Source organism: Parvularcula lutaonensis, from assembly GCF_014651915.1.
Classification (GTDB): domain Bacteria; phylum Pseudomonadota; class Alphaproteobacteria; order Caulobacterales; family Parvularculaceae; genus Parvularcula; species Parvularcula lutaonensis.
The window spans coordinates 1,554,100-1,572,551 of the sequence record NZ_BMXU01000001.1 but is presented as its reverse complement, the minus strand read 5'-3'; the positions used below and the strand labels follow the sequence as shown (position 1 = coordinate 1,572,551).

Sequence of the window (18,452 nt, the reverse complement as noted above, 5' to 3'; positions counted from 1 at the left end):
CAAGACAAAAGCGATCCCGGAGACGGAAGGCCTCCTGCGGCACCTTCGTTCTCCGGATTTGGCGCACCAACCAAAATGTCCCGCCACCGAGAAGGAGGCGGGACAGACACGCGCGCGAGGGGGAGAGACTACCGGACCTCGCGTTTCAGGAAGTCACGGATTTCCTCGGCAATGAAAGCGCCATGGCTCTCCAGAACAAAGTGGCCGCCATCGAGAAGATGAAACTCCATATTCTTGAGGTCACGACGATACGGGTACGCACCGTCATCGGGGAAGATGTGGTCGTTCTTCCCCCAGACCACGAGCGTCGGGGGTTGGAAGGCTCGAAAAAGCTCCTGCCACTGAGGGTACTGCTCAACATTGGTACGATAGTCATAGAAGAGGTCGAGCTGGATATCCTTGTTGCCAGGGCGGTCGAGCAAGAACTGGTCCGTATGCCATGTGTCAGGACTGATCAGCTCCGGATCAGGCTGGCCGTGGGTGTATTGCCATTCCGTCGCAGCCACTTCGAGGAAGGGCCGCAGGGCGTCGCGTTCCTGATCGGCGCCCGTCTTCCAATAGGCTTTGATCGGGTCCCAGAACTCTTTCAGACCTTCCTGATAGGCGTTGCCGTTCTGTATGATGAAGGCCTGCACGCGCTCGGGATTCTTTGCGAAGAGGCGGAAGCCTACCGGGGCGCCGTAGTCCATGAGGTAGACGGAGAAGTCTTCGACCCCCTTGGCGTCGATGAAGTCTTCGATGACCTCGGCGTAGTTGGCGAAGGTGTAGGCGAACTGGTCGCGAGCTGGCTGCTCGCTCGCCCCGTAGCCCGGATAGTCCGGCGCGATGACGTGAAAATCTCCGCTTAGCTCCGGGATCAGGTTGCGGAACATCTGCGACGAAGTTGGGAAGCCGTGCAGAAGAAGGACGGTCGGCTTCGAAGGATCGCCTGCCTCCCGATAAAAGACCTCGACACCGTCGATGTCGATCGTCCGGTGACTGACGAGACCGTGGGGGGCAACCACCTTCGTTGCGGTCACGGCTTGCGGCTCGCTGGCGAATGCGAACGGAGCGCCGACGATGACGGCGACGGTGGCTGCACCAACCAGGAAACGGCGAAGGGCGGGGGTTTTCTGACGTTGGGTGTTCATTTTGGTCTCTCTTGTTGACTTGGTCTCGTAGATTGTACCGACCGTTCGGTACATACGGTCTCCACGCCGTATGGCAAGGGGGCTGCTGCACTTTTCTGGACCGATTGGTTCAGTCCTTTGAAAGAAGGATCTTTTCCAGCCTGCCCAGAACACGGAAAAAGGGCTGGGACGTCCCGAGCGCCCGCGCGAGGACCAACGCGCCTTCGAGTTCAATCACCGCCAGCTCCGCCCGTTCGATGGCTTCCGCCCTTGTGGCGCCCGCATCCTGCGCCAGCTTTGCAAAGCCGGCCGTCATCGCTTCAGCCATCGCGGACGCCGTTCCGGGGAGAGCTTCCACGGCATCGGCAATGCCGAACAGATCGATCAGGCAGGCTTTGCTCCCTCCGCCGTAGAAGGATTCGAGTCCCTTTCTGGCCTCGGCGAGCCGATCAACGGGATCACCCTCGCCGTTGAGGCTGTCGAGGAATGTCTCGCGCACGCGATCGATGACATGCTCCCGCGCGGCAGCGGCCATGTCCTCTTTCCCCTTGGGGAAGTGGTGGTAGAGGCTCGACTTGCCGAGACCGCTCGCAGCGGAAAGCTTGGCCAGGCTGGCGCCACCGTAGCCAAACTTTCTGAACGTCTCCGTGATGGCGGCGACAGCATCCTCCTTGGTCACCTTCGGCTTGGGCATGGCAAGAACTCCTGTGAACCGTTCGTTCGGTACGTAGTGTCACAGCGCTCAGGAGAGAAGCCTCGACCTCCGCCAACGCCTCCATATAAAGAAAGCTTTATATCTGGCCCGAGCCTTGCTACCCGGCGGTTGGAATTCCGGGAGGCCCCGAGCCTCCCCATCGAATATTGGAGGCCCCATGGCTCAGGACTACGCAGTCAAAGACATCAGCCTCGCCGAATTCGGCGAGAAAGAGATCCAGATCGCCGAGCACGAGATGCCCGGCCTGATGGCGACCCGCCGCGAGTTCGGCGCCGCGCAGCCGCTCAAGGGCGCGCGCATCGCAGGCTCCCTGCACATGACCATCCAGACCGCGGTCCTGATCCGCACCCTCGAAGCCCTCGGCGCCACCGTGCGCTGGGCGAGTTGCAACATCTTTTCGACGCAGGACCACGCCGCCGCCGCGATCGCCGCGAGCGGCACGCCCGTCTTCGCCCACAAGGGCGAGACCCTGGAAGAGTACTGGGACTTTGCCGACCGGCTGTGGGAGTGGGAAGACGGCTCGCTCGCCAACATGATCCTCGACGATGGCGGCGACGCGACGATGCTGATCCTCGTCGGCAGCCAGGCCGAGACCGATCCTTCGATCCTGGAAAATCCGTCCAATGAGGAAGAGGAAGCCTTCTTCAACACGATCAAGAAGCGCCTTGCCCGTGACCCGGGCTTCTATTCGCGCGTCAAGGCTTCGATCAAGGGCGTGACCGAAGAGACCACCACGGGCGTCATGCGCCTCTACCAGCGCGCGAAAGAGGGCACCCTCCCCTTCCCGGCGATCAACGTCAACGACTCGGTCACCAAGTCGAAATTCGACAACAAGTATGGCTGCAAGGAATCGCTGGTCGATGCGATCCGTCGGGGTACGGACGTAATGATGGCCGGCAAGGTGGCCACAGTTGCCGGCTATGGCGATGTCGGCAAAGGCTCCGCCGCTTCGCTCCGCGGTGCGGGCTGCCGCGTCCTGGTCACTGAGGTCGACCCGATCTGCGCGCTCCAGGCTGCAATGGACGGCTATGAAGTCGTCACGATGGAGCAGGCAATGCCGCGTTCGGACATCGTGGTCACCGCTACGGGTAACAAGGACGTTCTGACGGCGGACCATATGCGCAACGCCAAGGACATGGCGATCATCTGCAATATCGGTCACTTCGACAACGAGATTCAGGTCGATGCGCTCAAGAACTACAAATGGACCAACATCAAGGACCAGGTCGATATGGTCCACCTTTCCGACGACAAGCGGATCATCCTCCTATCGCAGGGCCGTCTCGTGAACCTCGGCAATGCCACGGGTCACCCGAGCTTCGTCATGTCGGCGAGCTTCACCAACCAGACGCTGGCGCAGATCGAGCTTTGGGCCAACAACAAGGACGGCAAGTACAAGAACGACGTCTACGTCCTCCCCAAGCACCTCGACGAGAAGGTCGCGGCACTCCACCTTGAGCACATCGGCGCATCGCTCAGCAAGCTGACGGAAGAGCAGGCCGAGTATATCGGCGTGCCGCAGAACGGCCCGTTCAAGAGCGACGATTACCGCTACTAGGCGGCCTCGCGGCAGTTCAAGACAAACAAGAGCGCCCCGCGGGGCGCTCTTTTCGTAGGGCGGAACGCGGAGCGATCCGCCGTGGTCATGCGGCCAGCTTGGAAGGCGGATCGCTTACGCGTTCCGCCCTACTAATCTCATTCAGTGTTCTTGTTTTGACTCACTTGAACCCCTGACCTGATGGATTCAAAACTAAGGCGCCGCAGTCGTGCAAGGACTGCAGCGCCAGACTCTTACTTCTTACAAGGTTTGGGTTTCGAACGACGGTGCGGTTTCACCGGTACCGTTTTGGGCCCGGGCTTCGGCCCGGGCCTCACCGTCCGGGTTTTTTTCGTACAAGCCAATGTAATCACCTCCTTTCGATTCACACCCGAAAGAAGAAGCGATTCCGCAAGGGGGGTGGAGTCTTAGTTTTCCCGAATGGGGAAAAGCAACTAGCTACCCGCCGACCAGCTTCTGATAGCCGAGCTTCTTCGCGAAGTTTTTCACCCGCTGCTCTTTGGCGTAGTGATCGCGGGTGAGTTCGAGGAAGGGTTGCACCGCGGTCGGTTGGCCCATGGCCTCCGTCCGCTCGCGGAGCTTTCCCTGCTTGTTGAGCTCGGCCATCCACCATTTGGAGGGGCCGGAAAGGTGGGCGCATTTCGCCTTCTCGATCGGCTCGAACCCGAGACTTGCCGGGCCAGGGAATCCGAGCGCGATGGCGACACGCTTCACCTGCCCCCGCTGCCAGCAGAACCAGGCATCCTTGTCGTAATATCCGCCGCCCACCTTCATCGCGAGCGCGGCCCAGAAGATCGCCTCGATATGCATGAACGCCTCGAAGTCCTCTGTTCGCACATCGGCGACGAATTTCTCGAACCACGCCAGGTCGATCGTATCGGCCCGGAGCTGCGCAGCACCGATGTCCACGTGATTAGCGAGCGGATAGCCCGCATCGAGCGTCCGCCAGACAGCCTCCGGCGGATAGAGGCAGTTGTTCCGCTGCCACATCAGGAGGATGCCTTCCTCCGGCGTCGGCTCGAAACTGAAAGGGCCGGGAAAGTAAAGATCAGGATCGAGAACGATGATCTCATCCGAGCCTTCCGAGAAGAGAAGCGGGTCGGAGATCTTGCGCCAGCAGGGATGGCCCGTCCGGAACTTCCTGAGGCCCGGATACTCCGGCCACTGCCTTTCAGCCTCGGCTGCGCACTCTTCCTCGGAAAAGGCGCGCCAGCTCTTGCCCTCGGGGAAGCTATGCTTCGAGATCGCTGCGACGACCTTGGCCTTGTCCTCGGCTCCGTCGGTGAGGATGGTCAGCTCCACCGGCTCCAGCGCGTTCTGCAGCAGGGACGTGATCGCCTTCTCGGCATAGGGCAGCGCGAAGGCGCCCATGCACATGAAAGCGCGGCGTTTTTCGGTCATGGAACCTGTCCCTGGAACTCTGTCGCGGTGTATCTAACCCGTCACCCGTTTCCGGGCCACTAAAGCATCAGAGAGGCCGCCGCGCCTTGAGCGCCGCAGCAAGCGTGCCCTCGTCGAGGACGTCGAGCTCCCCGCCGACCGGCACGCCCCGCGCCATGCCGGTGATCGTCACGCCGAGGCCTTCGAGGCGCTCGGAAGCATAGTGCGCCGTGGTCTGACCATCGACGGTGGCGGGCAGCGCGAGTACGACTTCGAGCACCGCAGGCTGGCCTGCCCGCTCGGTCAGCTCCCTGAGGCGCAGGTCATCAGGGCCGACACCATCGAGCGGCGAGATCACGCCGCCGAGGACATGGTAGAGCCCGCGGTGCGCCCGCGCCCGCTCCAGCGCCCAGACATCGGAGACATCCTGCACGCAACAGATCACCGTCTTGTCACGGGTTTCGTCCGTACAGATCGAGCAAGGGTCCTGTGTATCCCAATTGCCGCAGACCGTGCAGGGCCGCACCATCTCATAGGCGCGCGCAATGGCATCGCCGAGCGGCTTCATCACGGCCTCGCGCTTCCTCAACATATGCAGCGCGGCCCGTGTAGCCGATCGAGGCCCATAGCCGGGCAGCTTGCTCAGCAAGCTGATAAGGTGATCGAGCTCAGGGCCCGCGGTGGTCCTGGGCATGGCCTCAGAAAGGCAGCTTCATGCCCGGAGGCAGCGGCAGGCCCGCCGTCATCTCTTTCATCTTCGCCGCCGACTGTTCTTCGAGCTTCGCCTTGGCGTCGTTGATGGCCGCCGTGATGAGGTCTTCGAGGACCTCCTTGTCATCCTCGGCGAACATTTTCGGGTCGATCTCAACCTTGCGGGCGTAGCCCTTGCCGTTCATCTGGACACGGACGAGACCGCCGCCTGCGACACCTTCGGCTTCCAGCGCGGTCAGGGCCTCTTGGGCTTCCTGCATCTGCTTTTGCAGGTTCTGGGCCTGCTTCATCATGTCGGTGAAGTTCTTCATGTCTTACTCCTTGCCGCCGATGGGGCGGACTTCGGCAATGGTCGCGCCGGGGAAGGTCTTGAGGGCCTCCTTCACCAGCGGATGGTTCTGGATCGCGGCGTCGCGCTGTTCCTTGAGGGTCGGCTCAGCCGCCGTGGCGCTGCCGACCTCGACGTCCCACGCTGCGCCGGTCCACTTGATGAGAGCGGCCTGGATGCGGCCCGCGAGGTTGTCCTCGGCATCATCCGTCGGTGCAAAGACGATGCGCTGGCCCTCGAAACTGACGAGGCGCATTTTGCGCTCGATGGCGTTCTTGAGCCTGAGCTCGCCATGCTCGGCGGCAAGCGCTGCAATCTCCTTGAGGCTCGATGGCAGCCTATCGCCAGGCTCTGCGGCGGGCGCAGGCTCTTCCGCGCGCTCAGGCTCCGGCGCGTGTTCGGCGGCCGCCGCCTCAGGCTTTCCCGGCGGGACCGACGCCCCCGCGATCACCTCGCCGGGTGTTGGAAGCCGCGAGGCAAAGGCGAGGCGAATGAGGCCCACCTCTGCCGCAGCCGCCGGGTCAGGCGCACCCTGCACTTCCCTAAGCGCCGTCATCAGGAGCGACCATGTCCGGGTCATCGCAGGCAGCGAAAGCTCCGCAGCCAGACGTTTTGCCGCCGCAGCGTCGGCTGTCCCCGCAGGGCCGTGGGCAGCAGCATCCTCGCCAGCCGCCTTCGTGCGCGTCACAAGATGGGTCACGTCGAGAAGGTCTCGAATGACCTCGGCAGGATCCGCTCCGTAATCGTATTGATGCCGGAACAGCCGCAGCGCCTCCTTGCTGTCGCCCTTCAGCACCGCCTCGAGCAGCGACCAGCTGTAGCCGCGGTCGGCAAGGCCAATCATCCGTCGCACGGCGTCCGCCTCAATGGTATCGCCCTGCCGCGAAAGGATTGCCTGGTCGAGGAGCGAAAGGCCGTCGCGGACTGATCCCTGCGCCGCGCGACCAAGAAGCTCGAGCGCCTCTTCCTCCGCCTGCACCCCTTCCTTCTCGGCAATACTGCCGAGATAGGTGCCGAGGGTCTGGGCGTCGAACCGGGCAAGGTCGAAACGCTGGCACCGCGAAAGCACCGTGATCGGAACTTTCCTGATCTCCGTCGTTGCAAAGATGAACTTCACATGGGCCGGGGGCTCTTCGAGGGTCTTGAGGAACGCGTTGAAGGCGTTCTTCGACAGCATGTGGACCTCGTCCACGATGTAGACCTTGTACCGGCCCACCGTCGGCGCATAGCGCACGCCCTCGATCAGCTCACGGATGTCATCGACGCCGGTGCGCGACGCGGCGTCCATCTCGATGACATCAGGATGCCGCCCTTCTGCAATGGCGCGGCAGTGTTTGCCCTCCACCGCCATGTCGACGGTGGGGCGATCGATATCTTCGGTTTCGTAGTTGAGCGCCCGCGCCATGATCCTGGCGGTTGTCGTCTTCCCCACCCCCCTGACGCCGGTCAGGATGAAGGCATGGGCGATGCGGTCCGCCTCGAACGCATTGCGCAGGGTGCGGATCATCACGTCGTGGCCGAGCAGGTCGTCGAACGACGTCGGCCGGTATTTGCGCGCGAGGACTTGGTACGGGGTTTGTTCGGTCACCGCCCCTCTTAACCAAAGGGCCCCCTCGGGGGAAAGGGGCAGGGGCGGCTTGGTCGCGCCTTGTTTTCCGAAGGCAAGGAGCCGCTAAAAATCTCGCCTTAACCCCCGGACATCCGGCACCCGGCAACATCCTTCGCGTGTTGAAGGGCTTTGTTCAGCACGTCTTAGGTGCGCCTCGACTAAGGCTGGAATCTGGCGGAAAGTGGGCACAGGGTTGGGGAGAAAGGGAGCTTCTCCATGACGTCGTTTCGCGTGGCGCACCTGCACGAGCAGGGAAATGACATGATCATCGTCCCGCTGGGTGAGGAATTTGGCGACAAATCCCTGATCGAGCAGGAACAGACCATGGGCGTCCTGCGCAACGCGGCCAAGTCGTCGGGCCTGCGCGGCGTCGTCATCCCGATCTGGCCCGAAGCGGAGAAACTGCGCTTTCTCGCGCCCAAGGTCTGGCACCCCTATTTCAAGCGCATGACCTGGGACTGGCTGCGCGCCAATCTCAACACCGAGATCGAGTTCTAGGCTTCCTCCGCCGGGGCGAAGCTGAACACCTCGCCAATCGGTTTGCCGAACGCCTCGGCGATGAGGAACGCCGTCTCGAGGGACGGGGCGTATTTGTTCTTCTCGATCGCCGCGATGGTCTGGCGGGTCACGCCAACCTTGTCGGCCAGCTCCGCCTGGGTCATCTCGCCCGCGTGAAACCGCAGCTCCCGCACACGGTTCCTCAGGCGACTCTTCGCCTTCCTCATGCCGCCATCCGGTAGAGGACAGCCTTGGCCAACGCCTTGACGAGCGTTGCGCCGAAGAGGCCGAAGAAAGCGATATTGGCGAGCAGCACATCGTCCTGGGCGAGGCCGTAGGCGAGGATACCCAGCACGACGGCCGTCAGGGCGGCCTCGCTGATGCGGTCCGTCCGGCGGTCGACGAGCAGGTCCCGCTCGTCGCTCCTGTCTGCGTCCCGACCGCCCGTGATCGCAATCATGATGTGCCCGATGATCGCCAGCACGACGAACGAGATCGTGGCACCGAGCACGGTCGAAAACGCAGCGATCCTTGGTCCGCTTTCGAGGGCATGCGCCGCATGAAGCCCGAGGGTGAACAGGGTCGACAGCAGGATCACAAGATTGCTTTTTTCGCGAAAAGACATGGCGGCCTCCTTCAGGCGCTGGTGCGATAGAGAACGAGCATCACAAGACCGCTGACGATCTCGATGCCGAGAATGGCGAGAAAGATGCCGTTGGCGAGGGCGTAGTTGCCATTGCCAACGGCCAGCCCGAGGACCCCGAAGCTCAAACCGAGATAAAGAAATCCTCGGAAGCTCTGGGACATGAGCGCGATGCGATTGTCCCGCTCGTCGACCTGACGCGCCTTGGGGCCCAAGGCCACGATCCCGCCGGCCAGCACGGCCGAGGCCACGATGATTGCCAGCGTCACCGCCAGCATCTGCCAGCCCGTCTCCGCCGCAAGACCCCGTGCACGCACCTCCTGCGCAAACCACGCACCGGTCGCAACCAGCACGGCGAGCACGGCCAGCGTCACTTTCTCACGAACGACCATCGGTCTCTCCCTTCGCTCCGCTCCCTCATGATGTAGATAATACCGGACAGTATGCAAGATATTTTTTACATCAAGTCACGCAGAGCAAACATCGGCCAGTGCATCCGGCTGTCTCAGCGGGCGTTCTGGTGGTCGCGGATGGTGTCGCGAATCTTGAGGGAGAGGATGAGCGACGCGAGGGCGAGGGTGATGAGGTTCGCTACGATCATCGGCCATGACCCTAGGATGGCGCCGTAGACCAACCAGCACGCCACCCCGACGGTGAACATCGCATACATGGTGAGTGAGATGCCCTCGGTCTTGCCTGTGCGCAGCACGAGCAGCGCCTGGGGCACAAAGCTGGCCGTCGTCAGCACGGCGGCAGCAAAGCTGAACCAGAAACCGATCATAGGGGGGATTGCTCGACGCTGTAGGCGGAGAGCCGACACGACCCGCAGCGAAACTCGTTACGGCTGCTTCCTTCCGGACCTGACCGGGTTGGCGAGGACTGCGTCCGCGCGACTCTCCTAGGGCTGCATATCGCCAAGGGGCGGCGTTTCCGCAAGGGGGTCTTCCGTCACCTCGGCAAGAAAGGGCTCGACGGCCGCAAGGAACTGCGCGGGGTCTTCTTCCATCGGGATGTGGCCGAGCTCGTCGAAGATGACGGCCTGCGCATTCGGCATCCGCTCGGTGAAGATCGCGGCGTTCTCCACGGGGATCAGCCGGTCCTTGGCGCCCCAGACGACGAGGGTCGGCTGTTCGATCTCGCCGAGACGGTCAGAGAGGTCCTGCCGGGGGCTCGTGAACTGGTCGCCTGCCGCCTGGCGGTTGCCGGGGAAGCGCAGGAGCTCCCAGTAGCGATCCACCATCTCGTCGGTGACCACCGCCGGATCGCCTACCGTATCGACCAGTGATTGCCTGATCGCGGCTCGGGGCGTCAGGCGTCGCATAGCAATCCTTCCAAGGGGCGACTGGAGGAGGCGGAAGCCAAGATTGCTTTCCGGCTTCACCGCGGCAGGGATGCCCGCAGCATCGACCAGGACCAGCGCCCTCACCCTGTGCGGGTTCTCCAGGGCATCTCGCCAGGCAACCCAGCCGCCCATGGAATTGCCGACCAGGACCGCATCGCTCACCCCCTCGGCCGCGAAGATGGCGTCGAGGCCATCCGCCATGCCGGCATAGGTGTAGTCGCGCTCGGGGTGCGGACCCGTCAGGCCATGACCCGGCTGGTCATAGGCAATGACCCGGTAATCGTCGGAGAGCCCGGCCATCACCTCTTCCCATGTGTGAAGGCTCGCTGACGTCCCGTGGATGAAAATCACGACCGGCGCGTCTTCAGGGCCGGCGGCCCGGTAGTGGATCCGCATCCCTTCCGCGGAGTCCGCGAAACGCGCCTCGGTGCCGCCATACTTCGCCATCATCAGCTCGGGATCGGTCGGCGGGGTCCAAAGGTAGACGACCGCGCCGCCGACCAGCGCGCCGAGCCCGCCGAGTATGATCCAGAAAAGCCGTTTCATCCCGTGTCCCCGCATCGCCTGATCGCTTTGGCGAGATCCTCCGTCGCGCGTAGCCTGTAGGTCCGCCCGCCAAAGGCATTGATGGCAAAACGCCCCTCCCCGGCAAGCAATGGCTGCAGCCATTCGGCGGATGTCTTCACAGTGATCGAAGGCAGGAACTGCTTCCCGGCCACGAAGTCGAGAGCCGTCGCACCTTCTTTGGTGACGAGGATGAGCGTCCGGCTCGACCGGCGGTCCTCAGCGATCCAGAGGCCGGTCTGGTCCGTGTCCCCGGTCACGGTGAAACGGACCTGTCCGTTCGTGTTCTCAGGGCAGGCGAAGTCGATCAGCTCGGGCAGCCGTGTCTCGGTCTTGCCTTCAGGCCAGAACAGGATGCCCTTCCGCCCGCGCGTCTCCCAGGTCCCCTGCGTGAGCGGGCCATCGAGGGACGGGGTGTTCAGCGGAGTGATCTCCTCGGCGCAGGCTGCGAGGACGACAAGAAGGGCTGGAGCGATCGAGCGAAGCATGATGCTTCGTAGGATGATCCGTGAAATGGAAAAAACCCTTGAACCATGCCTTGGTTTGTATTACAAACTACTCTGCCGTAATAAGGGGGCGACCATGACGAGCAGCCAGACCGACGATCTCAGCTTCGTGCGCCAGATGGCCGAGGCCGGCCGCAACGCGCCACTCCTCGGCGGCAGGTTCTTTGTCTTTTACGGCGTTCTCATCCCGATCGCCTATGCGGTGCAGTGGATGGTGCTGTCAGGGGAGTTTGGTCTTCCCTATGCCGTCATCGGGTGGAACTGGCTCGCTTTCGGCGCCGCTGTCGCCGTCGGGATGCCCCTGCTTTTGCGCACGATCCGCAGGAAACCCGGTCGCGGCACGGCGGGGAACAGGGCGGAGGCCGCAGCATGGATGTTCGCGGGGTTCACCATCGGTGCGTTCTTTCTCGGCGTGCTCATCGCCAACCTGATCGGCGCGACCAGCCAGATTGCCTTCGACTACATCCTCGCGGTTGCCTTCACCGGCTACGGCATCGCGCTTTTTGTGACGGCGTCCCTTGCAGGCACCTCTTGGCTGAAGGTCCCCGCCTATATCTCGATGGCTTCCGTGGGGATCGTCCCGGTCCTTGCGGGGCGGCCCGATGTCTACCTCTTCGGCGCGACCGTGGTCCTGCTCGTCAGCCTGTATCCCGGCATCCGCCTGATGATGGCCGAGCCAAAATCCCTTCCTGCCGAGGACGCATGAGCGAGGGTTTCGATGCCGGGCGTCTCGACGATGCGATCCATGGACGCCTGCGGCTTGGGATCATGGCCTACCTTTCCCAGGCAAGTCCCGCGACCTTCAACGAGCTGAAAGAGACCACCGGCGCGACCGGCGGCAATCTCTCCACCCATCTGAGGAAGCTCGAGGACGCAGGCTATATCGAGCAGGTGAAGAGCTTCGAGGGCAGGAAACCGCTCACCACCATCCACCTGACCGACAAAGGCCGCGCGGCGTTCGCGGACTATCTCGACGCCCTGAAGCCGCTCCTGGGCGGCTGAGCCTTCACCGCTCTTTCATAGCGCTCCGGCAGGGCGTTAGGTTCGAAAGAGAAACCGTCAGGGCGCCCGATGCTGCACGACAATCCCAATGCCTTCACCGCCAATCCGCTCGACAAGGCGGGGGTCCAGCGCAAGGACAAGGACTGGCTTGCAGCCCAGGCGAGGAAGCCCGAAGCCCGCCTTCTCCTTTTCTATCGCGGCGAGCTGCTGATCGACCGCCAGCCCACGACATCGCAGATCCAGTGGCTGGCGATGGATGCGCTCCGCACCCTGCCAATGGACCGCGAAACGGTCCTGCTCGGCCTGTGGGACGGCGCGCCGATCTACGCCGTTGATGCGTCGCATGCCGAGAAACCGCCATTTGCTGACATTGCGAGCTACGCCAATCTCAGAAACGCCGCGCCCTTCCTTCCGCCCCAGGAACTCGCGGTCGCCGGGCAAGGCATGTGGCTTCTCAACTGGCACCGCCAGCACCGTTTCTGCGCCTATGAGGGCGACCGCACGGTCTCGGCCGAAGGCGGCTTCAAGCGGATCAACGAACGAACGGGAGCGGAGCATTTCCCGCGCACCGATCCCGTCGCCATCGTCCTGCCGATCCACGGAGACGAGATCTGCCTTGGGCGCTCACCCCATTTCCCCGCAGGCTTCATGTCCTGCTTCGCCGGCTACATGGAGCCGGGCGAAACGCTCGAACAATGCGCAGAGCGCGAGCTTTTCGAGGAGGTCGGCCTGCAGGCGACCTCGATGGGATACATCTTCAGCCAGCCCTGGCCCTTCCCCCATTCGCTGATGATGGGTTTCTTCGCGGAGGTTGCCAGCAAGGATCTGACCCTCGACCCCACCGAAATCGAGGAAGCCCGCTGGTTCTCCCGCAAGGAAGCGGAGCTGGTGATGAATGGCGAGCACGCGATCCTCTGCCCGCCGAGGCAGGCCATTGCCCATCAGCTCATCAAGCTGTGGCTGGAGCGAACCGCTTGATGCGCCGGGTCGCAGCGACCACGTCAAAGGCGCACGCAGCGCGGAGGGCCCCATGAGCCCGCCAGACAAGAAGAACGACCACCGAACCGGGGATCTCGAGCCGTTCCATGCTCGCGACCTGAGGAGGGTCAGCGACAAGGAGCTTTTGGGTCCCGACTACAAGGAATGGCTGCGCAAGCGCCGGTCCGGCATCGACGAGACCCTGCGCAAGGGCCGCGAGACCCGCAGCCGCGCCGAGAAAGCGATCGAGGACGCCGAGCGCATGCTTGGGAAGTCGGAGGAGGTCTTCGGTGACGACAAGACGTAGCCCGTCCTGGCTCGACAGCGTTCGCGAGTTCGCCCTCGATACCCTCCCCGGCTCTGGCGCCGCCCGCGCCATCTACGGCCGCATCCGCGCGGAAATCCGCAAGGACCTCGAAGACGAGCTCGATGCCCTGATGAAGGAACGTGAGCGAGACCAGCAGACGATCGCCCGGCTCGCCGAAGTGGTCGAGCGCCAGCAGGCCCAGCTCGAGCGGGCCACCGAGCGCTTGGTGCCGGACAAGGTCGAGGCTCAGGCCTCGCGGCTGACCCGGTAGGGATCCGCAGCGAAAACGCCGATCACCTTCCGGTCGGTGGTGAAGTATTCGAGCTCTTCAAGGGCCCGTGCCATGGCCGGGTCGTCCGGGTGGCCCTGGGCTTCTGCCTGGAAACGGGTGGCCTCGAAGCTGTGGTCTTCCTGATAGCTTTCGAGCTTCGTCATGTTGACGCCATTCGTGGCAAAACCGCCCAGCGCCTTGTAGAGCGCGGCCGGGATGTTCCTCACCCGGAAGACGAAGCTCGTCAGCATCGGCACCGGGCTCCGCTTCGGCCAGACCACGCCCTCTTCCGGCACGAGGCGCAGGAAGCGGGTCACGTTGCGGTCCTCGTCCTGGCAGTCAGGCTGGATGATCTTCAGGCCATAGCGTTCGGCCGCGCCGCGCGGGGCAATCACCGCCACGGTGGGATCGGGATTGTCCCGCAGCTCTCTTGCGGAACCCGCCGTGTCGCGCGCCGCCTCGGGCAGGTAGCCGCGCTCGCGGATAAATCTCCGGCATTGCGAAAGGGCCATCGGATGGCTGCGCACGGTGCGAATCTTCGCGGGGTCGGCGTCAGGCAGGGCCATCAGCTGCATGTGAACCGGAAGGAAATGCTCGGCCACAGCCGCAACCTGGCGGTCAGGCAGCAGGCGGTAGACGTCATCCACACGGCCGGCGAGGGAATTTTCGACCGGCACCATGGCCGACTGGCATTCCCCCGCCGTCACCGCCTGGAAGACCTGGTCGAAAGTCGGAAAAGCCACAGGTTCATAAGCCGGTGCGAAGGCTGCACAGCACAGCTCGCTGAAGGCTCCGGGCTCTCCTTGGTACGCAATCTTCGCCACGCAGCGACTCCTTAAACAAAATCCCCGAATTCGGTGCCAATCCGCGCGTTGCGGTCTGGAGGTTCGGCGGCTATGTGCGGCGCAACTCACAGAGCGTTATCGACGCCGTCAAGCGAACTGAAGGTCCGGCCCGTACAATGAAAGACCCGCTTTTCACCAACAAACTTGCAGCAGCGATCCTGATCGTGCTGCTCATCTTCATCGGGCTTCCGGTGATCATCAACACGTTCGTCACGCTCGCCAGTGGGCATCATGGCGACCATCACTTCGATGAAGAGAACCCGTTCGGTCTCGCCTATACGCCTTATTCAGAGCTTGTCGGCGCCCCTGCCGCTGCCCAGGAGGAGGAAAAAGTCTCCCTCGGCTGCCTCCTCGCCGAAGCCGATCCGGAGCGCGGCAAGCGCGGCGCCGGCATCTGCGCTTCCTGTCACAGCTTCGACCAAGGCGGTGCGAACGGCACCGGTCCGGCGCTCTGGAACGTCGTCGGTCGCGACATCGCCAGCGTCGAAGGATACAGTTACTCCTCGGCCCTCGCTTCGATGGAGGGCGAGTGGACCTACGAAAAACTCGACCAGTATCTCTATGACAGCCAGGCTTATGTCCCGGGCACCCAGATGGCGCAGAAGATCCGCAAGGATAACAAACGCGCCGACATTCTTGCCTATCTCGGCACCCTGACCTCGGGCGACCCGGTCCCCTTCCCCGAATGCGTCACTTCGGAGGAGATGGCCGAAGGCGACACGCCAATGGAGGAAGCGGCTGAAAGCGCTGCTGACCGCGCCGACTTCGAAGTGCCTGGACCAGGCGAGGCCGAGCTCGATGACAGCACGGTCAACACGATGGAGGATGTCCAGCCCACCGCCTCCACCGATGACGAGCCGTCGGAGCGCTAGGCGTTTCCCCCAGCGAACGTGAAACAGGCCGCCCTCGGGCGGCCTTCTTTTTGTTCCGGTGGACAGAGATCAGTAGTAACCGAGATCCGCGGACCGCTCGCTGGCATCCACCGCGGCAGCGAAGCGGTCGATGAATTGCGACCCCTCTGCCGTCTTGCGCACCAGCACCACCCGGCGGTCGCCCTGGTCGCGCTCCCGCTTCACGAAACCATGGATCGACAGCGCGTCGAGCGCCCGGCTGATCGCTGGCTTGGGCACTTCGAGGTCTTCGGAAAGACGACGCACGGTATGCGGCCCGGGTGTCAGGTAGACGGTCAACAGCAGCGCCCACTGGCGCATCGACAGGTCAGGCTGGTCGTCACGAACAAGCTCCACCATGACATCCCGCCACGGCGTCAAAAGATCCTGCTGGCTCATTACGCACTCCCGTTCGCGCCATTTCGTAAACGAAACAGCCGAGATGGAACAAGACTTGACAGCCCGGTTGAGCGAGCGACCTTGAAAACTCAGCCGCGCAGAATCTCGTTGATACCGGTCTTGGCGCGCGTGCGCTCGTCCACGGTTTTCACGATCACGGCACAGGCCAGCGACGGCCCGCCCTTCTCACTCGGCAGCGTGCCCGGCACGACCACAGCGTAGGGCGGCACCTCGCCATAGCTGATCTCGCCCGAGGCACGGTCGACGATCTTGGTCGAAGCACCGAGGAAGACGCCCATCGAGATCACCGCGCCCTCGCGGACGATGACGCCCTCCGCAACTTCCGAGCGGGCACCGATGAAGACGTTGTCCTCGATGATGACCGGCCCTGCCTGCAGCGGCTCGAGCACGCCTCCGATGCCGACGCCTCCCGAGATATGGCAATCCGCGCCGATCTGGGCGCAGGAACCGATCGTCGACCAGGTATCGACCATCGTCCGCTCACCGACATAAGCGCCGATATTGACGTAAGACGGCATCAGCACCGCGCCCTTGGCAATGAAGCTCCCCCGGCGGACGGCACAGGGGGGAACGGCGCGGAAACCCGCGGCTTCGAAAGCCGCCTGGTCCCAGCCCTCGAATTTCGAGGGCACCTTGTCGAACCAGCGACCGCCACCGGGTCCGCCGTCAATGGGTGCGTTGGGCGTCAGGCGAAAGGACAGAAGCACCGCCTTCTTGAGCCACTGATGCACCGTCCACTGACCGTCTTCCCGGGAGGCAACGCGAAAGCTCCCGTCATCAAGACCGGCAAGGGCAAAATCCACCGCATCGCGGACTTCAGCTCCATCGTCACCGCTATCAAAAGCGGCATCGATGATCTCGCGGGCCTGGTTCTCGTTCATGCTGTCTCCGGTTGTTCTGTCGTCAGCGCCCTGAGGAAAGATGTCAGGTCGCCCGTGATGTGATGGATATGCCCTGCATCCTCATGCCCGGCGCCGGGCCGTTTCGATGCCGGTTCGTCTTCGATCCACGGCGCGTCGGTCGTCACGAGCACGGTCGTCATGCCTATCTCGTGGGGAATTTCGAGGTTCACCACCATATCCTCGAACATGGCGGCCTTGGCCGGATCGAGTTTTGTCCGCTCACGGAACAGGTCGTAGTTCTGGGCATGGGGCTTGGGCACCCAACCGCCCATTTCCACATCGAAGATATCATCCATGACATCCGTGAGGCCCAGTGCGCCGAGGACATTCTCCGCATGCTTCACGCTGCCATTGGTGTGGACGAATTTCCGCCCCGGCAGCGCGAGCAGCGCCTCGCGCAGGCCCGGATCCACTGTCAACGGATCAAGGCTGATCTCGTGCACATAGTCCATGAAGGCATGCGGATCGACGTCATGCTCCTTCATCAGCCCGGCCAGGGTTGTGCCGTGCTCCACATAAAGGTCCTTCTGCACACGGCGCGCCTCGGCATGATCGCAGCCGATCACCTCCATAACATAGGCGGTCATCCGCTGGTCAATCTCCGCAAAGAGATTGCAACCTGCAGGGTACAGGGTGTTGTCGAGGTCGAAGACCCAATCGGTGACGCCGTCGAAGCCGGCCTTCAGCGGACCAGTCACTGCGCCGGGGCGGGTTCGGGCGCGGGCTGATCGGCCTGCTGCACGAGATCCTGGTTGAACTGCTCGGCCCTGAAGACAAACGTCCACGCCTTCTCCCCACCGGTATCGATGCGGCGGAACCGCGCTGTATCGAAGCCCGACTCTTCGCAGGCGATGTCCGAGCGGGCGTCGAACTGCACCGCGGCGACGCAGAACTGCGTGTCGCCCCCGGCAAGGGTCAGCTCCTGGTCTTCGGCCTGCATGATGCCATAGACGTAATAGGGTTCAGCCGTCAGCGCGCCGCGGCGGACCTTGGCGCAGGAACCCGAATCCAGCAGCCACCAGCCTGACGATCGGTAGCCTTCGCTCCCGTCCGCGGGCTGGGCGAAAGCGGCCCAGACAGGCAGCATCGTTTCGTTGCAGAAAAAGAAGCCGAGCTTGGCGTCCTCGTTGTTCGCCTCGGTGATGAGCGCATCGATCACCTGGTTGTCGACCACGCCGTCCTGGCCGAGGCCGCGCGAGCGCCTGTACTGGCGCAGGGCAGACTTCGTGGTCGCGCCGAGCTGGCCGTCGATCGTCCCGATGTCGAAGCCTACGTCTGAAAGAAGACGTTGCACGCCGGCGATCTGCGCCTGGTAGGTGGTGTAGTTGTTCTCGTCGGTGAAATCGGTGGTGTAGTTGCCACCATCTTCCCCCGTCACGTCGACGGCGTTGAAGTCGCGCGTGCGCTGGGGGTCCTCCTTGCAGACCGACTGGTCGCGAAGGGTGAACAGGCTGTCGTTCTGGACACAGAGCGGCGTTTCACCGGACCAGGTCTTGAGGTCCCCCCGGTGCCCCGGAATCGCTTCGGCATAGACGTAATAGCGGCCCGGCTGGACGTCGGCGGAGATGACCGTCTTGCACTCGCCGGGGCGAAGCCGCCACCAGCCGCGCGTCAGCAGGTTCTCCTCCTCCACGAAACCGAGCGACGCGGAGAGCGCATAACTCGTCTTGTTGCAGAGTTTATAGTCGGCCTTCGCGGCGCCGCCGAAACCGGCTGCCCCGAGTGCCAGGAGGACGAGACCGACAAGTCCCGGAAGTTTGCGTGTGATCGTCAAGGCAGCCCCGTCGCCGTTCACCATAGGCTTCCAGAGCTTGTCCTTCATTCGCGCCCGCCGATCAAGCATTCCCGCGCCTCACGGTCCAAACTGTCATCTG

At 63.2% G+C, this 18,452-nt stretch carries 25 protein-coding genes and 1 other RNA gene; 8 read left to right on the top strand and 18 right to left on the bottom strand.

The window, feature by feature from the left end; translation table 11 throughout:
* Positions 1-128: 128 nt before the first annotated feature.
* Together IE053_RS07675 and IE053_RS07670 are read right to left on the bottom strand one after the other, a co-directional pair.
* On the bottom strand, positions 129-1,130 hold the full coding sequence (locus tag IE053_RS07675; RefSeq protein WP_189574221.1) for an alpha/beta fold hydrolase: 1,002 nt from the start codon (positions 1,128-1,130) through the stop codon (positions 129-131).
* 109 nt (positions 1,131-1,239) lie between these two features.
* The gene (locus IE053_RS07670; protein WP_189574218.1) at positions 1,240-1,803 is read right to left on the bottom strand and encodes a TetR/AcrR family transcriptional regulator; all 564 of its coding nucleotides are present in this window, start codon (positions 1,801-1,803) and stop codon (positions 1,240-1,242) included.
* Positions 1,804-1,981: 178 nt separating this feature from the next.
* Here IE053_RS07670 and ahcY point away from each other — a divergent pair, with 178 nt between their 5' ends.
* The gene (gene ahcY, locus IE053_RS07665; RefSeq protein WP_189574215.1) at positions 1,982-3,382 is read left to right on the top strand and encodes an adenosylhomocysteinase; all 1,401 of its coding nucleotides are present in this window, start codon (positions 1,982-1,984) and stop codon (positions 3,380-3,382) included.
* Positions 3,383-3,820: 438 nt separating this feature from the next.
* On the opposite strand, the gene IE053_RS07660 is transcribed toward ahcY, so the two are convergent.
* The 4 genes from IE053_RS07660 to IE053_RS07645 form a co-directional block, all read right to left on the bottom strand.
* Positions 3,821-4,783, bottom strand: a complete 963-nt coding sequence (locus tag IE053_RS07660; RefSeq protein WP_189574213.1) for a hypothetical protein — start codon at positions 4,781-4,783, stop codon at positions 3,821-3,823.
* 67 nt (positions 4,784-4,850) lie between these two features.
* Positions 4,851-5,456, bottom strand: a complete 606-nt coding sequence (gene recR, locus IE053_RS07655) for a recombination mediator RecR (RefSeq protein WP_189574210.1) — start codon at positions 5,454-5,456, stop codon at positions 4,851-4,853.
* A 4-nt stretch (positions 5,457-5,460) separates the two neighbouring features.
* A complete protein-coding gene (locus IE053_RS07650; RefSeq protein WP_189574206.1) occupies positions 5,461-5,784 on the bottom strand; it encodes a YbaB/EbfC family nucleoid-associated protein in 324 nt (107 codons plus the stop codon).
* Between the two features lie 3 nt (positions 5,785-5,787).
* Positions 5,788-7,389 carry a DNA polymerase III subunit gamma/tau gene (locus tag IE053_RS07645; RefSeq protein WP_189574203.1) on the bottom strand — a complete coding sequence of 534 codons (1,602 nt, stop codon included), beginning with the start codon at positions 7,387-7,389 and terminating at the stop codon, positions 5,788-5,790.
* A gap of 237 nt (positions 7,390-7,626) precedes the next feature.
* On the opposite strand from IE053_RS07645, the gene IE053_RS07640 reads away from it, so the two are divergent.
* Positions 7,627-7,908 (top strand): hypothetical protein, encoded by a 282-nt coding sequence (locus IE053_RS07640; RefSeq protein WP_189574200.1) that lies wholly within the window; start codon positions 7,627-7,629, stop codon positions 7,906-7,908.
* Here the strand turns inward: IE053_RS07640 and IE053_RS07635 are convergent.
* The 7 genes from IE053_RS07635 to IE053_RS07605 all read right to left on the bottom strand — a co-directional run bounded on the left by IE053_RS07635 (position 7,905) and on the right by IE053_RS07605 (position 10,945).
* Complete coding sequence (locus tag IE053_RS07635) at positions 7,905-8,135, bottom strand: helix-turn-helix transcriptional regulator (RefSeq protein ID WP_189574197.1); 231 nt, start codon at positions 8,133-8,135, stop codon at positions 7,905-7,907. The genes IE053_RS07640 and IE053_RS07635 overlap by 4 nt on opposite strands.
* Complete coding sequence (locus IE053_RS07630) at positions 8,132-8,533, bottom strand: hypothetical protein (RefSeq protein WP_189574194.1); 402 nt, start codon at positions 8,531-8,533, stop codon at positions 8,132-8,134. Before IE053_RS07630 ends, IE053_RS07635 begins: the two co-directional genes overlap by 4 nt.
* A gap of 11 nt (positions 8,534-8,544) precedes the next feature.
* Complete coding sequence (locus IE053_RS07625; RefSeq protein WP_189574191.1) at positions 8,545-8,943, bottom strand: hypothetical protein; 399 nt, start codon at positions 8,941-8,943, stop codon at positions 8,545-8,547.
* Between the two features lie 113 nt (positions 8,944-9,056).
* A complete protein-coding gene (locus IE053_RS07620; RefSeq protein WP_189574188.1) occupies positions 9,057-9,332 on the bottom strand; it encodes a SemiSWEET transporter in 276 nt (91 codons plus the stop codon).
* 20 nt (positions 9,333-9,352) lie between these two features.
* Positions 9,353-9,453, bottom strand: an RNA gene (gene ffs, locus IE053_RS07615) — signal recognition particle sRNA small type.
* Entirely contained in the window at positions 9,450-10,439 is a 990-nt protein-coding gene (locus IE053_RS07610; RefSeq protein WP_189574185.1) for an alpha/beta fold hydrolase, read from the bottom strand. The genes ffs and IE053_RS07610 overlap by 4 nt, the downstream gene beginning before the upstream one ends.
* Positions 10,436-10,945, bottom strand: coding sequence for a hypothetical protein (locus IE053_RS07605; RefSeq protein WP_189574183.1), 510 nt, complete (start codon positions 10,943-10,945; stop codon positions 10,436-10,438). Before IE053_RS07605 ends, IE053_RS07610 begins: the two co-directional genes overlap by 4 nt.
* A gap of 94 nt (positions 10,946-11,039) precedes the next feature.
* On the opposite strand from IE053_RS07605, the gene IE053_RS07600 reads away from it, so the two are divergent.
* The 5 genes from IE053_RS07600 to IE053_RS07580 all read left to right on the top strand — a co-directional run bounded on the left by IE053_RS07600 (position 11,040) and on the right by IE053_RS07580 (position 13,521).
* A complete protein-coding gene (locus tag IE053_RS07600; RefSeq protein WP_189574181.1) occupies positions 11,040-11,669 on the top strand; it encodes a hypothetical protein in 630 nt (209 codons plus the stop codon).
* Entirely contained in the window at positions 11,666-11,965 is a 300-nt protein-coding gene (locus tag IE053_RS07595; RefSeq protein ID WP_189574179.1) for a winged helix-turn-helix domain-containing protein, read from the top strand. Before IE053_RS07600 ends, IE053_RS07595 begins: the two co-directional genes overlap by 4 nt.
* Before the next feature lie 69 nt (positions 11,966-12,034).
* Positions 12,035-12,943, top strand: a complete 909-nt coding sequence (gene nudC, locus IE053_RS07590) for an NAD(+) diphosphatase (RefSeq protein ID WP_189574177.1) — start codon at positions 12,035-12,037, stop codon at positions 12,941-12,943.
* A gap of 52 nt (positions 12,944-12,995) precedes the next feature.
* Positions 12,996-13,250: a hypothetical protein gene (locus IE053_RS07585; RefSeq protein WP_189574175.1), complete on the top strand. Its 255-nt coding sequence runs from the start codon at positions 12,996-12,998 to the stop codon at positions 13,248-13,250.
* A complete protein-coding gene (locus IE053_RS07580; RefSeq protein ID WP_189574173.1) occupies positions 13,234-13,521 on the top strand; it encodes a hypothetical protein in 288 nt (95 codons plus the stop codon). The genes IE053_RS07585 and IE053_RS07580 overlap by 17 nt, the downstream gene beginning before the upstream one ends.
* On the opposite strand, the gene IE053_RS07575 is transcribed toward IE053_RS07580, so the two are convergent.
* Positions 13,497-14,345, bottom strand: a complete 849-nt coding sequence (locus IE053_RS07575) for a prephenate dehydratase (protein ID WP_189574170.1) — start codon at positions 14,343-14,345, stop codon at positions 13,497-13,499. The genes IE053_RS07580 and IE053_RS07575 overlap by 25 nt on opposite strands.
* 137 nt (positions 14,346-14,482) lie before the next feature.
* Between IE053_RS07575 and IE053_RS07570 the strand changes: the two genes are divergently transcribed.
* Positions 14,483-15,238 (top strand): c-type cytochrome, encoded by a 756-nt coding sequence (locus IE053_RS07570; RefSeq protein ID WP_189574167.1) that lies wholly within the window; start codon positions 14,483-14,485, stop codon positions 15,236-15,238.
* A 69-nt stretch (positions 15,239-15,307) separates the two neighbouring features.
* On the opposite strand, the gene IE053_RS07565 is transcribed toward IE053_RS07570, so the two are convergent.
* From IE053_RS07565 to IE053_RS07550, 4 genes are all read right to left on the bottom strand, one after another.
* Positions 15,308-15,655, bottom strand: coding sequence for a MarR family winged helix-turn-helix transcriptional regulator (locus tag IE053_RS07565; protein WP_189574164.1), 348 nt, complete (start codon positions 15,653-15,655; stop codon positions 15,308-15,310).
* 89 nt (positions 15,656-15,744) lie between these two features.
* Positions 15,745-16,557, bottom strand: a complete 813-nt coding sequence (dapD, locus tag IE053_RS07560) for a 2,3,4,5-tetrahydropyridine-2,6-dicarboxylate N-succinyltransferase (protein ID WP_189574161.1) — start codon at positions 16,555-16,557, stop codon at positions 15,745-15,747.
* Positions 16,554-17,276, bottom strand: a complete 723-nt coding sequence (locus tag IE053_RS07555) for a pyrimidine 5'-nucleotidase (protein ID WP_189574158.1) — start codon at positions 17,274-17,276, stop codon at positions 16,554-16,556. The genes dapD and IE053_RS07555 overlap by 4 nt, the downstream gene beginning before the upstream one ends.
* The gene (locus tag IE053_RS07550; protein WP_189574155.1) at positions 17,273-18,421 is read right to left on the bottom strand and encodes a DUF1036 domain-containing protein; all 1,149 of its coding nucleotides are present in this window, start codon (positions 18,419-18,421) and stop codon (positions 17,273-17,275) included. Before IE053_RS07550 ends, IE053_RS07555 begins: the two co-directional genes overlap by 4 nt.
* Between the last annotated feature and the right edge of the window lie 31 nt (positions 18,422-18,452).

Bases quoted from the DNA above. Each gene is read 5' to 3' on its own strand.
- IE053_RS07650 (WP_189574206.1), bottom strand. From the start codon at position 5,784: ATGAAGAACTTCACCGACATGATGAAGCAGGCCCAGAACCTGCAAAAG.
- IE053_RS07570 (WP_189574167.1), top strand. From the start codon at position 14,483: ATGAAAGACCCGCTTTTCACCAACAAACTTGCAGCAGCGATCCTGATC.
- IE053_RS07630 (WP_189574194.1), bottom strand. From the start codon at position 8,533: ATGTCTTTTCGCGAAAAAAGCAATCTTGTGATCCTGCTGTCGACCCTG.
- IE053_RS07635 (WP_189574197.1), bottom strand. From the start codon at position 8,135: ATGAGGAAGGCGAAGAGTCGCCTGAGGAACCGTGTGCGGGAGCTGCGG.
- recR (WP_189574210.1), bottom strand. From the start codon at position 5,456: ATGCCCAGGACCACCGCGGGCCCTGAGCTCGATCACCTTATCAGCTTG.
- IE053_RS07610 (WP_189574185.1), bottom strand. From the start codon at position 10,439: ATGAAACGGCTTTTCTGGATCATACTCGGCGGGCTCGGCGCGCTGGTC.
- IE053_RS07660 (WP_189574213.1), bottom strand. From the start codon at position 4,783: ATGACCGAAAAACGCCGCGCTTTCATGTGCATGGGCGCCTTCGCGCTG.
- IE053_RS07640 (WP_189574200.1), top strand. From the start codon at position 7,627: ATGACGTCGTTTCGCGTGGCGCACCTGCACGAGCAGGGAAATGACATG.
- IE053_RS07625 (WP_189574191.1), bottom strand. From the start codon at position 8,943: ATGGTCGTTCGTGAGAAAGTGACGCTGGCCGTGCTCGCCGTGCTGGTT.
- IE053_RS07550 (WP_189574155.1), bottom strand. From the start codon at position 18,421: ATGCTTGATCGGCGGGCGCGAATGAAGGACAAGCTCTGGAAGCCTATG.
- IE053_RS07675 (WP_189574221.1), bottom strand. From the start codon at position 1,130: ATGAACACCCAACGTCAGAAAACCCCCGCCCTTCGCCGTTTCCTGGTT.
- ahcY (WP_189574215.1), top strand. From the start codon at position 1,982: ATGGCTCAGGACTACGCAGTCAAAGACATCAGCCTCGCCGAATTCGGC.
- IE053_RS07600 (WP_189574181.1), top strand. From the start codon at position 11,040: ATGACGAGCAGCCAGACCGACGATCTCAGCTTCGTGCGCCAGATGGCC.
- IE053_RS07595 (WP_189574179.1), top strand. From the start codon at position 11,666: ATGAGCGAGGGTTTCGATGCCGGGCGTCTCGACGATGCGATCCATGGA.
- nudC (WP_189574177.1), top strand. From the start codon at position 12,035: ATGCTGCACGACAATCCCAATGCCTTCACCGCCAATCCGCTCGACAAG.
- IE053_RS07585 (WP_189574175.1), top strand. From the start codon at position 12,996: ATGAGCCCGCCAGACAAGAAGAACGACCACCGAACCGGGGATCTCGAG.
- IE053_RS07605 (WP_189574183.1), bottom strand. From the start codon at position 10,945: ATGCTTCGCTCGATCGCTCCAGCCCTTCTTGTCGTCCTCGCAGCCTGC.
- IE053_RS07565 (WP_189574164.1), bottom strand. From the start codon at position 15,655: ATGAGCCAGCAGGATCTTTTGACGCCGTGGCGGGATGTCATGGTGGAG.
- IE053_RS07670 (WP_189574218.1), bottom strand. From the start codon at position 1,803: ATGCCCAAGCCGAAGGTGACCAAGGAGGATGCTGTCGCCGCCATCACG.
- dapD (WP_189574161.1), bottom strand. From the start codon at position 16,557: ATGAACGAGAACCAGGCCCGCGAGATCATCGATGCCGCTTTTGATAGC.
- IE053_RS07620 (WP_189574188.1), bottom strand. From the start codon at position 9,332: ATGATCGGTTTCTGGTTCAGCTTTGCTGCCGCCGTGCTGACGACGGCC.